This window comes from Hyphomicrobium sp., assembly GCF_041659645.1.
Taxonomy (GTDB): domain Bacteria; phylum Pseudomonadota; class Alphaproteobacteria; order Rhizobiales; family Hyphomicrobiaceae; genus Hyphomicrobium_B.
Window position 1 is genome coordinate 215,782 of record NZ_JBAZXX010000003.1, and the last position, 13,353, is coordinate 229,134.

Below are 13,353 nucleotides of genomic sequence, written 5' to 3' on the forward strand. Positions count from 1 at the left end.
ACTCTATTATTGCAGATATCCCCCTTGTCGAGCAAATGTCTTTACGGCTTCGCAAAAGCATAGAACTGAAGCGGTAGGGAATTGCCATAATACTCACGGTCATCGTCGAAGGCGTAATCAATGGCGTGGTCGCGGACGAATTGCTCTTTCTGTGACGTTATAATCATCTCGTCGAAAGCGATGTTGTATTTCGCCAACTCCTTTAGCCGCTGTTCCCGAAAATGTTCGTCGAAATCAGTGAGAATGTAGACGTAATGACCGGCCGCCTTCAAAGCCACCGTTAGAGCGCTGAAGAGCTCAGGCATTTCTGTAATGACGCCATCTACATCGAAAGCGAAGCGCATAGGTTTAATCATTGTTGTTCCTTTCGTATTTGACGCGTGCCCAGTCGAAACCGACAGGGCCGTTGTTGGGGAAGAGTCTCACTGCAACGGGGATGCCGGTGAGCTGGCTTGCTACATAGCGATGGTGGCCTTCGGTGAGGAATTGCCTGCCATCGGGTAATAAAACGACGTCGACGGCTGGCACGCTTAAGCCGCTACGAAGCATCTGGGCATAGCTACCGACAACGTAAGGATCTACGGATAATTGCGATGGCTGCGGTCCCGGAAGCGATCCGACAAGTTGATTGTTGGCATTTCGAGCCGCATCCAGCATCGCCTGTTCGGCTTGCGCGACCCGCTCCGCTTGCTGTCGCTGTGATGCGTCCTGCAGGCCTTGAGAGTACGCCGCATTCGTTACTGTACCGCCCTGGCTGGAAAAGCCATTGAGTTTTTCGGCTAACATTTGTTCTCCCCGTTTGGATGTGGAAAGCACTGCACTGCTGACCATCATGTTTCCAGCGGGGAGATAATCCTTTTCCAGCCGCGGCTCAGAAGAACACGGCGTACGGAAGAAACCATGACGCCAATGCCCCGATCTTCGCTCGATCATCGTGCGTCAAATCTTGGGTGGAGATATTCAAACGGAACCGCTTCAGCGTATCGAGCTCCGGATACTCCATAATCCGCGGATTAATTTGAATGGGGCGACCGATAACGTCGCTAATCTTTCGTTCCAGATGCTTTTTGACGTACGCAGGTAACAGGTCGTCGCTCGGTTTACCTTCGATAACCTTGCTCCCAATCGGGACCGGTTTGTCTATTGTTGACGCGTAAAGATCTCCATCCCAATCAGCGGGCGGCTTCAGAGATCCAAAAATAGAAAAGCATAGTAAGTCGGCATATTTATAAACCCAAATCGGCTCCTGCGAGTTCTTCTGCAAAAGAGCTAGACCGCGACCTTCGATCAGGAGACTTTGCACAAGGTTTGCGATGAGGCGGTCCTGCTCAGAAATCGATTGGGTTTCTCCGCTCTCCCCCGCCGGTGTGGCCGTGTGAGCCTCTATATCGCAGGCGATGTAGGGGAGACGATCCGGTCCCACCATTTTGATCTCGTCAGGTATCGATACGACCGGCTGCCCAGGAGAATAAAAGCGCTTGAGGTAGTTCGCAGCTTCCGCGGGGCTAAACATGCCTGACTTCTGCGGTGAAGCTGTTAATTCCTCTTGCTTGGGTAGCGCCGGCTTTGTCGCTGCCGGACTGGACAGTTCCGAAGGGACGTAAGGTATATTCTGAGGCGTCAAAGATCTTTCGTTCGACAATTGCAGGGAGGTGACAGCCTTAAATATCGATACGCGTTGCCCCGCGTCGTTCGTCGTTTTTCCCAATGTAACTAGGCTTCCTAACGGTATGGTCGCGTCGCACAGGAAGCGTGGCACAAAGGCGAGAGAGAAATGCGCTTGAATGCCTTCCGGCGTCTTACCGATAAGTTCTTTTCTTTCGACGAGAAGGAAGCCGTCGCGCTGCGCGATAACGCCATCATGGATGCGCACAAGATTGTCGGTCAGTATGTTCGTCGTATACGTCATCAGTGCCGTTATCGCGTTGCGATGTTCGCTCGACTGAATATATTCCGGACCTGCATGAGTTTGTGTTTGTAAAGGAACCGAAGCTTCGGACTTCTGAGGCCCGGGGTTTTCTGGAGTCGTTTGCGTTCCAATCGAAGCAGGCCGCTCTCCCGTTCCCTGGAGGGATTTAAGCAGTTCAGACGTTGTATTCAGAGCATCATATTTAGAGAATGGCATGGCGTTTTCGTAAGTGTATTGTTTTTTGTTCAACATACCTTCTCGTCACCGGAATACATATCGAGCATTTCTTGGCTCTACGTATTGACCTTTTAGCGCCCATAACCGTTCGGCATTAACGAACGTGCTGCCTTCAATCTCTTTTTGTATCCGTTGCGCCTTGGGCCAAGCCTCCGAATAGTTGCTCCAGTTTATGCCGGTGTAAATGTCGACAGGAGCACCCGTCGCAGCATCAATTGATGGGCTGTAGCGATCGTCAACGTAACAAATCAGCTTCGGTGCGAGGGCATCGTACACTCTTAAACGCGCGTAGAAGTGTACGTCTGTACGCTTCGACGCAGCGGTATCCGCGTTGAGATTTTGTGCTTTCCAAAGCACGTTACCGTTTAAATCGAGAGCCCAAAGATTTGTGCCGGCATAATCTGACTGACGCTTCTTATCTTCCGGATGCACGATGACGAAAAGGGATTCATCAACTCTGGCGATCTCACAAATTGCCGTCGGTGATTCAAAAATAACGTTTCCATCGCGAAGCAATTTCTTGCCTTCGACTGAGAAGCCCGCCAATGAGGCATTGTGTTGAATATTCATTTTATTACCCCCTTATCCTAGCGGACGCGAATTGCGAAAACAATCGCCAATGTTTCCGGCCAAATTAAACTGTTGGGCCTCTCCGGAAATGGGTCTGCTCGCTACCACAAAGGTGCCAATCGGCACATTAACGTCGGAAACATGTGTCGGCGTATCTTTCAATGCTAAGATCCGTTGAACGTGATCTCCGCTTAAATGCCCATGATTTATATCGGCCGCGCGTGTAGCCCAAGGTCCCGGTTCATTGCTGACATGATGAGCCCGGACCACATCGGTCGTAGGGATGGTCGTAGAATAAGCAAGTGCCGGCGAATTTGTATTATAGTTCGGAATTGAACCGATAGGTTGTTGGGCATTTTGCTGGGCGGTCCAATCCCGTGGCTTTACTTCGCAACTGAAAATAACCCCGGCGGTCGCGCCCGACATTTGAGGATGCGGGGTGTTCACTGGCTGGGTGTAAGCCGGTGCCATGATGCGGAAGAGCTCCTGCGTATAGCGATCACGGTCGGCCTGGGCCTGGGCGTCGCGCTGGCGCTGCTCATTCTGCTGCTGCACAAGTTGTTGCTGCTGTTGTTCTCGCTGGTGCTGAGCCTGGCGCGCGGCTTCGATCATTTGCTGTTCGGCTTGTGCACTCCGTTCGGCTTGCTGCCGTTGCATCATTTCCTGTTGGCTGCGCTGGTAGGCAGCGATGTCGACCTGGCCGTTGGCACTTGAAAAGCCTTTTAGAGTTTGGGTTTTCATTAGTTACCTCGGCGGGTGGGGAAATGGTTGTGCCCACAGTTGATTGCGAGGCAGTTTTGGCAAATCGGCATAAAGCTGTAATTTCTTTCGGAGCTCATCGCGTAAAGTGGGATGTGGTTGGAACCCCGCTTTTCTGAGTTCGGTAAGACTGTAGAAAAGACCCATCATTTGCCGGGCGCGTTCAAATATCGGCATGATCCCGGCAATATAATCGTAATTGTCGGTTATCTTCTGTACGCGAGCTCCGTGAGCGTAGGTCGCATCGTTTAAAGCAACTAATAAATTTTCTTCGCCGCTAGTTCGCTTCAAGATATAGGAACCATCGACACGCATTTTCACGGCTTGAACGTTTATGTTCCAAAGCTTTGTACCGTTTTCGATACGCGGCGCCTGGCCATCCACCTGAACATGCTCGGTACGCATCATGACGCGTTTGCTTGTTGACTTTGCGTGACGTCCGCCAGTCCAGACAAGATCTTGAAGGAAAGAGCTAATCGCATCGATATGGCGGACGTGATCGGGATTTTCAGCTAACGCGCGTGGAAATTTGTGGGCGTTCCATGCCAATGCGCCGGCAAGTACGTCAGTAATGTACATCGTGCGACCGAAGTCGGTATTGCCCATCCACGCGGGGCTAAACTCTTTGTAGCGGAACACTTCATGCCCGTCAGTCAACTCCATACCCGTTTCTTCCATGCTGAGTGACGGCCAGATGATGCGTTTCTCATCTGCAAAAGCGAGGATCATGGCGATGTCAAAGTCTTCGGCGCTTAATAATGCGGGCCGGTTCCCCGAGTGTGCACAGTTAAAACGGATTTGTCCGTCGGGCGTCGTTTCCAGACCCAAGTAAATGCCTACGCCGGGTGCTGGAACGTAAGAGCCGGTTTCGGCCATTTGTTTCATTGCATGATCGAGCGTGGGAGATGGTTCTTCCAGTGGGCCGAGAAGAGGCAGACCGTTGCTGCCAATCCCGTTGTATCGGGGGCCCATGAGCAAAGCCGAGTATTCAAGTTCTTTGACTGATATGCCGGCCTGGTCCAAGCGGAGCTGACCGATCGAACGGCTAACGGCGTCGCCAATGTCCCAGCCCTCCGCTGAAGCCAAATTACTGGCGAGCCATAAAATATCGCGAAGCGGGCGCTGCTCGCTCACAGGAGTTTTCTTTTTCAGTGAATGCAACAACTCATTGCTGTCTTGGGTGTACCATTGGCAAATGGCAGCCGCCGCGGATTTGTAGGCGTCGGCGAGAGCCGGCGTCGACGCGGCGTTTAAAATGTCTGTCAGCTCCTTTTTGGTATTTGCAAGCTCGGTTGAAGTACCCGACGTAGCTGCGTCGACGTCTGGCAAAAGTGTGAGGTAGCGGCGAAGCGGTTCGAGATCCTGTGGAGTACCGATTCCGAGCATCGCTCGCACTGCGAGATGCCACATGCTTGTCAGTTTGTAGGGAGAGTAACCTTCTGCTGTATACTGAAAATTGGCCATAGCTTCTTGCTGCGCTTCTGGATTTGCACCGCGCGCGAGAAGGTTGATTGTATATTGATGTAAAACAGGGGGCGCTTTTTCGTTTGCTAAGAGCTCGTTGATCTCGGCCGTAAATGCTTCTTCGCCTGACGTGCCGTATCGCTCGTCGCGGCTATGAATGTGCCACAAAAGTTCCTTCGCAGCGGGGTGGCCCTTACTGACGGCGATTTCTAGCCATTTCGCAGCGATCTCTGGATTGACCGGACGAGCATCGCCAGACAGATACCGGCGGCCCATGTACAACGCTGCGCAAGCACCTAACCAACCCTCGTGTTCAAACGCGCTGTAGGTGTAGAGCTGATTAGGAATTTCGGGCTTAAAAAGCGTACCGGCCTCTCGGTCGTAAACACTCGCTATCGCGTGCATCCAGGAATCGTCGAAGCGGTCCGATGCAGGATCGAATAACATGAAGATGGCTTCATGTAAGTTGTCGGGATCATCTGTGTTGAATATGTGCCGCGCAATTTCATCCGCGAGCGCTTTGCGATCTTCCGAAGAGGTAGGCACCGGCGCAAAACCAAACTGACTGAAATATTTTTCTTTAGAGCCATCGTGAGGTGCGGCGATTGCGGCTTGGTCCTCAGCGACTTGGGCAACGATTTTATCGAAGACCGGCTTGTAGGCTTCGAGGGCCGCGGCTTCAGCTGGGGTAAGAGGCGAAAGTTTTCGCTCGTTGACGAAAGTGACGTAATGGTTCAGGAGCCAGAAAAACTTGAGCGGGAGGTTTGCATGCGCATATTCCTGGATCTGATCGCCGGGATATACGACTACGTCACAAGAATAGAGGTTTGATCCGTCGAGCTGCGGGAAAATCTCGGCGAGCTCAGTAGGACTTTTGCTTTCAATGAACTCAGCCGGGAAAACGGCAAAGCCATTCATTTTCCATTTGGTTTTATCGTAGATGCGAACGAAGCGATCGGCTTTAGTGGCTTCGAAAGTTCTCAGCAGTGTATTCGGTTGGTTGGTCATAGGGACTTGGCTCCTGGTTAGGTTGGCAAAGTTTCACGCCAGCGAGCACGTAGCCGCGGGTGAACAAGGTTGTTACCAATGATGCTGTCGTAAATTACTCGCGACATTTCACGCCTCGATCTGCTGTTCTTGTTGATCTATAGTCTGCACACTGATCATTTGGGTGTGCAAATGTTTATTTCGCGCTTTTTGCGTACTTATCCGGCGGACGCCGTCGCCATCTTCAAATGCGATTCCGTGCGCAATGAAGACCTGGCGTATCGCTTCCATGTTGTGTGGCCGAAGGACATAGCCGAGTTCAGCGCAGCGGATCGTCGATCGAGAAAGCAAGGTCGCATCGGCGAGTTGAGCTTGGGACCAATCGAGCAGCGCGCGCGCGGCTTTAATTTGCGATGCCGTTAGCGAGAACATGACTGTGCTGGTCTGTCGGTGGCAAGGCGCGTTACGAGATGCTCGGCAGCCTGTTCGGTCGAGAAGTCCAGTCCGTCGTTTTCGAGGATGGTTTCCAGGAGCAAACGGGTTTCATCGAGTAAGTCATCCTGACCGGCAGCGTTGAGCATGGTCATGAAGAAATCTGCGAAGGGTTTTGCTGGGCTACCGACGTGCGACCAGATCGTGAATCGTTTCTGCCAGCCTTTATCGCCGGCCGACTCTAAAATGTCGGATCTGTCGTCGTAGTGCTTGACCTTCCAAGAAACGCCGGCGCCGGCGACCGTAGCGAGATCGGCGATCATGATACGGCCATTTCTGGAGCGCGGCAGGCTCCCGCGATGAGCTCAGACCACCGTGTTTCAAGCGGCATACCTAAGCGGGTGCGAAGGCCGACGTGGCGTTCGATGTTTTCGAGTAGGGCCTGGGCGCCGGTCTCGCCGTGTCGATGCACGAACTGTTCAAAAGTGGGCATGTTAATATCCCTTAATAAAAATGAATATAAAATATGTCGGGTCTTTGTATTACTACCTGTAATTGGTAGTTTCTATGCCTTTATTTTATGTATTTTTGGCTTGAAAGCAATTAATAAACGGTAGTTGATCTGAGCTAAATGGTTGAATACATAGCCGTTACAGGCAGGTTGTTACCTGTTTTTGGTAGTGCGGGATAAAAACGCAAGTATCTTGCGAAAGTACAGGCTCTCTGGCGGCAAAGATTAAGCCGCCACCACGCGACAGGCAGCAGTTAGGGCAAAGCACGCAAGCAGCGCGGAGTTATTGTTTGGCCGGTAGCGGCGGCGGATTCTCTTCGGGAATCTCGATGCCTTCCGAACGCAAAGTTTCTTCGGCTTTTATGCGTCGGGTCGTTGCCGCTGTTTTATCAGCGCCAGTCATCCGAATTTCATCGATACGAGCTTTGATGTAAGCAAGCTGTGCAAGCTGGGCTTCCCGCGAAACTGGAGGCTTGCCTTGTGGGGAAAGCACGGCTTGATCGTCGGCGCCCAGATCTGAAGTGGATCCGATTGCTGGGGCGTCCTGGCTTTGGCTCTTGTAGTTTAGCTTGGCCATGTCTGCTTCGGCCTTCATTTTCATCGTCGCATAAGTGCCTTGGACTGCGGGAATGACCGCGGTGTTGTAGATTTCGAAGCCGATAAAAATGAAGACGAGGATCTGCAGTATTCTGTTGCTGAGAACCATGCGGGCGACGTCGGGCCAGCTGGAGGGATCGGTAGGTGGTCGATCGTCGCTCATGTCATTGAACCTTCAGTGCTCGATTGCTTAGGAAAGCTACAAGAGGGAGAAGGGCACCGACGACTATGAATCCGAAATGCATCAAGTACATGAGCATGTCGTCCTGATCGACGTTGATGGCGAGAATATAGTAATTACTCGCCACAGTGACGGCGGCTAAGATGAAGCAAAGACTCAAGCTCAATGGTTGCCGTTTGAAAAACTCCGGCACAGCGCCTACGCAAAACAATCCGCTCAACCCGGCCACCGCCAAAACGATCACGTTGAAGATCTTCGTTTCGAGCACCCAGTACTTATCCGCGGGGGCGGCGTAATTCTGCTGCCTGGATTGCTCCGCCTGCGGCGGCGTTGATTCTGACGGTCGTGCAAGGGTGTTGGCGGTCCGTGCTTCGGCGCTCAATTTGCTGAGTTCGATTGTCCCACGAATGGCGGGAAGAATGGCAGTATTATAAATTTCGAATGCGATGAAGACGAAGGCGAGGATTTGCACCACGCGGTTGCCAGCGATCGTGTGGATCGCCGAAAACAGCCCGGAGCGATCGGAAGGAGGCAATTGATCGGCCAAGCGTCACCTGTCAGGTAATTTGTTGCACGCATCAATACGGGGATCGTCAAAGCGTGAAACGATGCCTGCGAGAGAATTAATGCAAGCGGTTCGCGTCGCGACGGTAGCGTCGGCTCCTGCTTTTTCCGCGTCGAAGGTGCCGCGGATCGCGGGCAGGATCGCCGTGTTGTAGATTTCAAAAGCGACGAAGATGAAGGCGAGAATTTGCACCAACCGGTTGCCGGCGACCGAGCGGATCGCGGCTATCAACACTGAGCGATCTGACGGTTGCTCTGACACCGTACTAACCGCTTTTCCACTCGTGGTGATGATGGGGTATAGCCGGTGGTGGTACTGGATCTGGTGGGAGGAGTTCCTCGAGAGTGGGACGTGGTGGCAGACGAACTGTTGCCGTGGCTGCTGCGGCATCGGCTTTCGCGATGTCGGCGTCCGATTTCGCTTTCATCGTTTCGAAGGTGCCGCGGATCGCCGGCAACACGGCGGTGTTGTAGATTTCAAAGGCAACAAAGATGATGGCGAGCGCGCGAGTCCATTTGCTGCGCCACAACTCAGCGGCGGCGGCCCGCCACCATGGTGGCCGGTCGGATGAGTCAGTCATAGTGGTGCTCCCCCGCGAGCGATGACATGGCCAGTCGGACAATGACGGACCGTGTCAACGACCTCAATAAGCTGGAAGCAGTAACGGCTACATTCTGGGAAATTGAAACGGCAAGTTGGCAACACCTTGTGCATTGACATTACCCCGGTTGTTCTTGTTATGTTCTTCTCATGAGGGAATACAAAGGCGACCGCACCACGGGCTTCGAAAGCCCTGCACGGGATTATATCGAGCCAGTGATCGATCTGGCTGTCGCGCTCGATTTGAGGCGTCCACACACATATCCGGTGCGGGTAACCGGCCAGGCTTTACGGGGCAGGGGGATTCACGATGGCGATGTGCTCGTTGTCAACGCAGCAAGTGAGCCTGTGGCCGGTCGGGTCTGCGTAGCAATCGTTGATGCAGAGGTACTTCTTGCGACGCTGCACTTCAAGGATGCTCAGTGGTGGCTACATCATTCCGAGCTAAAATCGCGGCTCGTGGAAGGGGATGTCGAGATCTGGGCCATTGTTGAAGCGCTGGTGCGATTTGACGTGTGAGGCCCTCGCATGTTCGCACTGATCGATGCCAATAGTTTTTACTGTTCCTGTGAGCGGGCTTTCGATCCTCGCCTTCGCGGCAAGCCGGTCGTCGTGCTTTCGAACAACGACGGTTGCGCCATCGCGCGCACCCACGAAGCAAAAGATCTCGGTATCAAAATGGGTGAGCCTTGGCATCTCATTAAAGGCCGCCCGGAACTACGGCACGTCATCGCCAAAAGCTCCAATTATGCGCTCTATGCCGACATGTCGCGGCGGATCTACGAAATTTTAGTCGGGTTCGGCGAGGAGGTGGAGCCTTACTCGATCGATGAGATGTTTATCGATGCCACCAGCATCACTGATCGTGGCGCTTTCGGCGTGGCGTTGCGGCGAACTGTGCTGCGAGCGACAAAAATTCCGTGCTGCGTCGGTTTCGGCCCAACAAAGACGATCGCCAAATTGGCCAACCGTTTAGCAAAGGCTGATCGCCATGGAAGTGGGGTTTGTGATCTTTCGAGACCCGCGCATCGCAGAGAGCGGTATCCGACGATTGACGTCGGAGAGGTGTGGGGTATCGGGCCCGCGGCCGAGCGGAAGCTGCAGAAATTGGGCGTCAAGTCTGTTGCTGATTTCGTCGCGATGCCGGAAAGCGTTGTGCGGGATCTGTTGACGGTCACAGGGTTGCGAACCGTATCGGAATTGAAAGGGATCGGGTGTTTATCTTTGTCCACGCAGCCGGCGCCGAAGAAGTCGTTGGCAGTGACCCGGTCATTCGGCCAGGCGGTCACGCTGCGTGCTATCCTCGAGGATGCAGTTTGCAGTTATGCGACCCGGGCCGCCGAGCGTTTGCGTGATCACAGGCTTATTGCCGGCGCGATGCAGATTTTTGTCACGACCAATCAGTTCGCCAAAAAAGATCTGCAGTACGTCAACTCGATAACTGTCTCCATCGAGCCTTCCAATGACACCTTCATACTCGCTGGCGCGGCTTTGCGGGCTCTGGAGGCGTTATGGCGCGACGGATATCGCTACAGCAAGGCTGGGGTCATTCTGTTGGATCTCGAGGCGCAAGGGGAAACCTACGCTTCATTGCTACCAAGCCGCGATCCGGAAAAATCGGCGGATCTCATGGAAGCACTTGATGTCATTAATGGTCGCTATGGCCGTCTGACGTTGCGACCGGCAAGTATTGCCGCTCGTGCGGGGTGGGCGATGAGGCGAGGTAACCTTTCACCGTCTTACACGACGCGGCTCAGCGATATTCTCCGAGCACGATCTTGAGCAATGTCGTCGGAAGAAACTTGGCGGGAAATTTTTTCAAGTTAGCGCCAGCCGTCGTAATTTCGGCCAGATTCATCGGCTAACCCCTATGCCCAGAGGGATGAAGCCCTTCGTGTGCTCCTTTTAAAAGGAGTACTGCGTCCATGCTCATCCTCACCCCAATGCTTAAAGCATTGGTTGACGGCTCAGCGCCGCTACCACCTCCGCATCCGCAAAAGCTTAGCTTTCCAAATGAATTTCGGGCGATGTTCGAGATCGCCAACATGGTCGAAGTTCTTATTGGAAATGAAGGCCGCGAGCTCAGCGACATCGAGCGACGGCATTTACTGTTCAAGCTGGCATCGTGGTGCTCCAAAAAGGGAAAGGTGCAGCCCGAGGCGATCCGGCTCGAACTCAAGGCGATCTACGACATCGTAAACTACAACCTCGTGATGTATCCCGAATGGGTAACTAGCCAGTGGGGAGTGTCGCTCGCAAAGCGGCGTTTCAATCAATACCAGAATGCGGCGCTCAAACTAGCACGCGCGGTCGCGGTTGCACCCCCACGCGTCTTCACGTTCAAGCGGCCCGCAGGCTATCGGCTCGTCGAGCTGACGAATGGTGCGCAGATTCATGCGGAAGGCCGCGCGCTCGGCCACTGCATGTCGTGGTCGATCAATCTCGATGTAATGAGACAGCGAGGCTATCCGCCGAACGGTGATCCGGAAGCGCTTGAATGCCTGACATACGCAGTAAAGGTGCGATCGGGCGAACTGCGCATCTTTTCGTTGCGCGACCGCAGAGGCATTCCAATTGCAACAATCGGCTACGACACCCGCGAAAAGACGATCAGGCGCATGGAAGGAGCGACCGGACGGCCACGAATATGGGACGTGAATAAATGCGGGATCATCCATGCCCTCTCGAACGTCGTCGAGATCAAAGGCGTGATGATGATGAATTTCTGTGATGAGAGCTGCCCTCAACGTGGCTGGTGCCGGCGCCTTAATTTCGGGCTCGGGAGGTACGCCGTTGTACGGGATTAATACGGAGAAGCTCCTTCGCGAACTCATCGACGGCACGAATCCGTTGCCACAACCTCACCCGCAAAAGCTCACTTTTACAAAAAACGAGGATGCGATTAAGCGCCTTGCCATCGTGACTGAAAGGATCGTCAGGAGCGGCGGCTACATTTTTGGCAAAGACGAGGTTCGCCATCTGTTGTTTAAACTTGCCGCGTGGTGCAGCAAAAAAGGAGCTTCCACAGGTGACGATGTCGAAAAAGAAATTAATAGAATCTGGCTTCCAGTAGACATGGCGTTAACGGCCAATCCGAATTGGCTGAAAGGCCGAGCAGGGGTGGCGTACACTGTGAGGCAATATCGTCAATGGCGAAGCTTCGCCGAACGCCAAGGCCGAGCGAACGCGGTTGATCCGCTTCGGGTAGCAGAACTCGATTTTCTGCATGCACATTTTCGTTGTTATCATCTTGTGGAGCTGACAACTGCAGCTCACGTGCATGCCGAAGGTCAAGCTATGGGGCACTGTATGTCGTGGTCGGTCAACGTTACCGCGTTGGCAAAATATGGGTATCCGGCCGAAGACGATCCCAAAGTGCTCGAGTGTCTGACCTATGCCATCAAGCTGCGCTCGGGAGAACTTCGGCTCTTTTCTGTTCGGAGCAATCGTACCGACAAACCGCGGATGACGATCGCCTATAACGTCAAGCACAAGCGCATTTTGACAATGGAGCTTGCACCTGATTACACGGACTGTCAGCGTGAGCTATGGTCTCAAATGAAGTGTGCGGCCGTTCACGCGCTTGTGCGCATCGTGCCGGTCGATAGTCTGGCCGCCGATGCCGGTTGTCGTGATCTCTGCCCTCGCAACGGTTGGTGTAAAAGCCTGGAATTCTCCTATGACGTTCGCCGCTGGCGCAACTGAGTGGGTATAGGCGAACTACCGAAGTTCAATCCGGAGTTCGCGGCCGAGAATTTTCGCAGCGCGTTCCAGCGTGTCGATGGTTGTGCTTTCAAGCGTGGGATCGAGCAGCCTATCAATTTGGGTACGGCTCGTACCCATAAGTTTCGCGAACGCGTTCTTCGAGATGTCTTTAGCCTTCATCTCTTGTTCGATTTGCCAAGCGATGACTTCCTTAGCCGCGGCATTGCGAAACTGCTCGAGCACGCCTTCCTCTTTAAGAAGGTCATTGAGCGAGCTACCAATATGTGGGTTCTTTTTCTTTGTCATCTACAACTCCTTTCTACGATCAAGCGCTAGATCAATTTCCTGGACCGGCGTCCTCTGACTTTTCTTGATGAACCCGTTCAGGGCCACGAGCTGGTGATCGTGGAAGCAGAAAATGACACGAGCGATGCGTTGACTTGCCAGCGTCGATCGAACTTCCCAGAGGCCTTTACTTAAAGGGCGTGCCAAAGGCATACCAACTGGCCATCGATACTGTACCCGCATGAGGTCGAGACCGATCCGATTGCGGTCTTCCGCCGGAAGCTCTTTGAGCCAATCTCGTACCGGCTCGGCGCCGGCCGACGTACGGAAGAAGACCAGTTCGATCGGCGGCATGAGATCCTTGCATCATCTACGGTGCATTGTACCACAGATGATGCACCCATGCAACACTCATATTGTCCAGTAAAACCTGGTCTTGCAGATGGAACATAAAAGACGTTATGTTCCGTCTACCGATTAATAGGGGAGTTGAGCGCGTGAATGCTGAAATGCATTATGTAAAATGATTTGGAGAAGATTGTTATATTTCA

18 protein-coding genes are annotated in these 13,353 nt (G+C 53.2%); 4 read left to right on the forward strand and 14 right to left on the reverse strand.

The window, feature by feature from the left end; translation table 11 throughout:
- Window positions 1-41: 41 nt before the first annotated feature.
- From WC811_RS10885 to WC811_RS10940, 12 genes are all read right to left on the reverse strand, one after another.
- Window positions 42-356 carry a hypothetical protein gene (locus WC811_RS10885; protein WP_372644316.1) on the reverse strand — a complete coding sequence of 105 codons (315 nt, stop codon included), beginning with the start codon at window positions 354-356 and terminating at the stop codon, window positions 42-44.
- Entirely contained in the window at window positions 349-786 is a 438-nt protein-coding gene (locus WC811_RS10890) for a hypothetical protein (protein ID WP_372644318.1), read from the reverse strand. Before WC811_RS10890 ends, WC811_RS10885 begins: the two co-directional genes overlap by 8 nt.
- An 85-nt stretch (window positions 787-871) precedes the next feature.
- Window positions 872-2,161 carry a hypothetical protein gene (locus WC811_RS10895; RefSeq protein WP_372644320.1) on the reverse strand — a complete coding sequence of 430 codons (1,290 nt, stop codon included), beginning with the start codon at window positions 2,159-2,161 and terminating at the stop codon, window positions 872-874.
- 9 nt (window positions 2,162-2,170) lie between these two features.
- Window positions 2,171-2,716, reverse strand: coding sequence for a hypothetical protein (locus WC811_RS10900; RefSeq protein WP_372644322.1), 546 nt, complete (start codon window positions 2,714-2,716; stop codon window positions 2,171-2,173).
- 12 nt (window positions 2,717-2,728) lie between these two features.
- Entirely contained in the window at window positions 2,729-3,457 is a 729-nt protein-coding gene (locus WC811_RS10905) for a hypothetical protein (RefSeq protein ID WP_372644324.1), read from the reverse strand.
- A gap of 3 nt (window positions 3,458-3,460) precedes the next feature.
- The gene (locus WC811_RS10910; protein ID WP_372644326.1) at window positions 3,461-5,947 is read right to left on the reverse strand and encodes a hypothetical protein; all 2,487 of its coding nucleotides are present in this window, start codon (window positions 5,945-5,947) and stop codon (window positions 3,461-3,463) included.
- 108 nt (window positions 5,948-6,055) lie between these two features.
- The gene (locus WC811_RS10915) at window positions 6,056-6,358 is read right to left on the reverse strand and encodes a helix-turn-helix domain-containing protein (RefSeq protein ID WP_372644328.1); all 303 of its coding nucleotides are present in this window, start codon (window positions 6,356-6,358) and stop codon (window positions 6,056-6,058) included.
- Entirely contained in the window at window positions 6,346-6,681 is a 336-nt protein-coding gene (locus WC811_RS10920; protein WP_372644330.1) for a hypothetical protein, read from the reverse strand. The genes WC811_RS10915 and WC811_RS10920 overlap by 13 nt, the downstream gene beginning before the upstream one ends.
- 471 nt (window positions 6,682-7,152) lie before the next feature.
- On the reverse strand, window positions 7,153-7,629 hold the full coding sequence (locus tag WC811_RS10925; protein ID WP_372644332.1) for a hypothetical protein: 477 nt from the start codon (window positions 7,627-7,629) through the stop codon (window positions 7,153-7,155).
- 1 nt (window position 7,630) lies between these two features.
- Window positions 7,631-8,194 carry a hypothetical protein gene (locus tag WC811_RS10930; protein ID WP_372644334.1) on the reverse strand — a complete coding sequence of 188 codons (564 nt, stop codon included), beginning with the start codon at window positions 8,192-8,194 and terminating at the stop codon, window positions 7,631-7,633.
- Window positions 8,195-8,197: 3 nt separating this feature from the next.
- Window positions 8,198-8,446 (reverse strand): hypothetical protein, encoded by a 249-nt coding sequence (locus WC811_RS10935; RefSeq protein ID WP_372644336.1) that lies wholly within the window; start codon window positions 8,444-8,446, stop codon window positions 8,198-8,200.
- 31 nt (window positions 8,447-8,477) lie between these two features.
- Entirely contained in the window at window positions 8,478-8,792 is a 315-nt protein-coding gene (locus WC811_RS10940; RefSeq protein ID WP_372644338.1) for a hypothetical protein, read from the reverse strand.
- A 170-nt stretch (window positions 8,793-8,962) separates the two neighbouring features.
- Here WC811_RS10940 and WC811_RS10945 point away from each other — a divergent pair, with 170 nt between their 5' ends.
- The 4 genes from WC811_RS10945 (at window position 8,963) to WC811_RS10960 (ending at window position 12,517) form a co-directional block, all read left to right on the forward strand.
- Window positions 8,963-9,331, forward strand: a complete 369-nt coding sequence (locus WC811_RS10945; RefSeq protein WP_372644341.1) for a LexA family protein — start codon at window positions 8,963-8,965, stop codon at window positions 9,329-9,331.
- 9 nt (window positions 9,332-9,340) lie between these two features.
- A complete protein-coding gene (locus tag WC811_RS10950; protein ID WP_372644343.1) occupies window positions 9,341-10,594 on the forward strand; it encodes a Y-family DNA polymerase in 1,254 nt (417 codons plus the stop codon).
- A 143-nt stretch (window positions 10,595-10,737) separates the two neighbouring features.
- Window positions 10,738-11,619, forward strand: coding sequence for a hypothetical protein (locus WC811_RS10955; protein ID WP_372644345.1), 882 nt, complete (start codon window positions 10,738-10,740; stop codon window positions 11,617-11,619).
- Complete coding sequence (locus tag WC811_RS10960; RefSeq protein ID WP_372644347.1) at window positions 11,543-12,517, forward strand: hypothetical protein; 975 nt, start codon at window positions 11,543-11,545, stop codon at window positions 12,515-12,517. The genes WC811_RS10955 and WC811_RS10960 overlap by 77 nt, the downstream gene beginning before the upstream one ends.
- 15 nt (window positions 12,518-12,532) lie before the next feature.
- On the opposite strand, the gene WC811_RS10965 is transcribed toward WC811_RS10960, so the two are convergent.
- Window positions 12,533-12,823 (reverse strand): helix-turn-helix domain-containing protein, encoded by a 291-nt coding sequence (locus tag WC811_RS10965; RefSeq protein WP_372644349.1) that lies wholly within the window; start codon window positions 12,821-12,823, stop codon window positions 12,533-12,535.
- The gene (locus WC811_RS10970; protein WP_372644351.1) at window positions 12,824-13,156 is read right to left on the reverse strand and encodes a type II toxin-antitoxin system RelE/ParE family toxin; all 333 of its coding nucleotides are present in this window, start codon (window positions 13,154-13,156) and stop codon (window positions 12,824-12,826) included. It lies immediately after the preceding gene.
- Window positions 13,157-13,353: the final 197 nt, after the last annotated feature.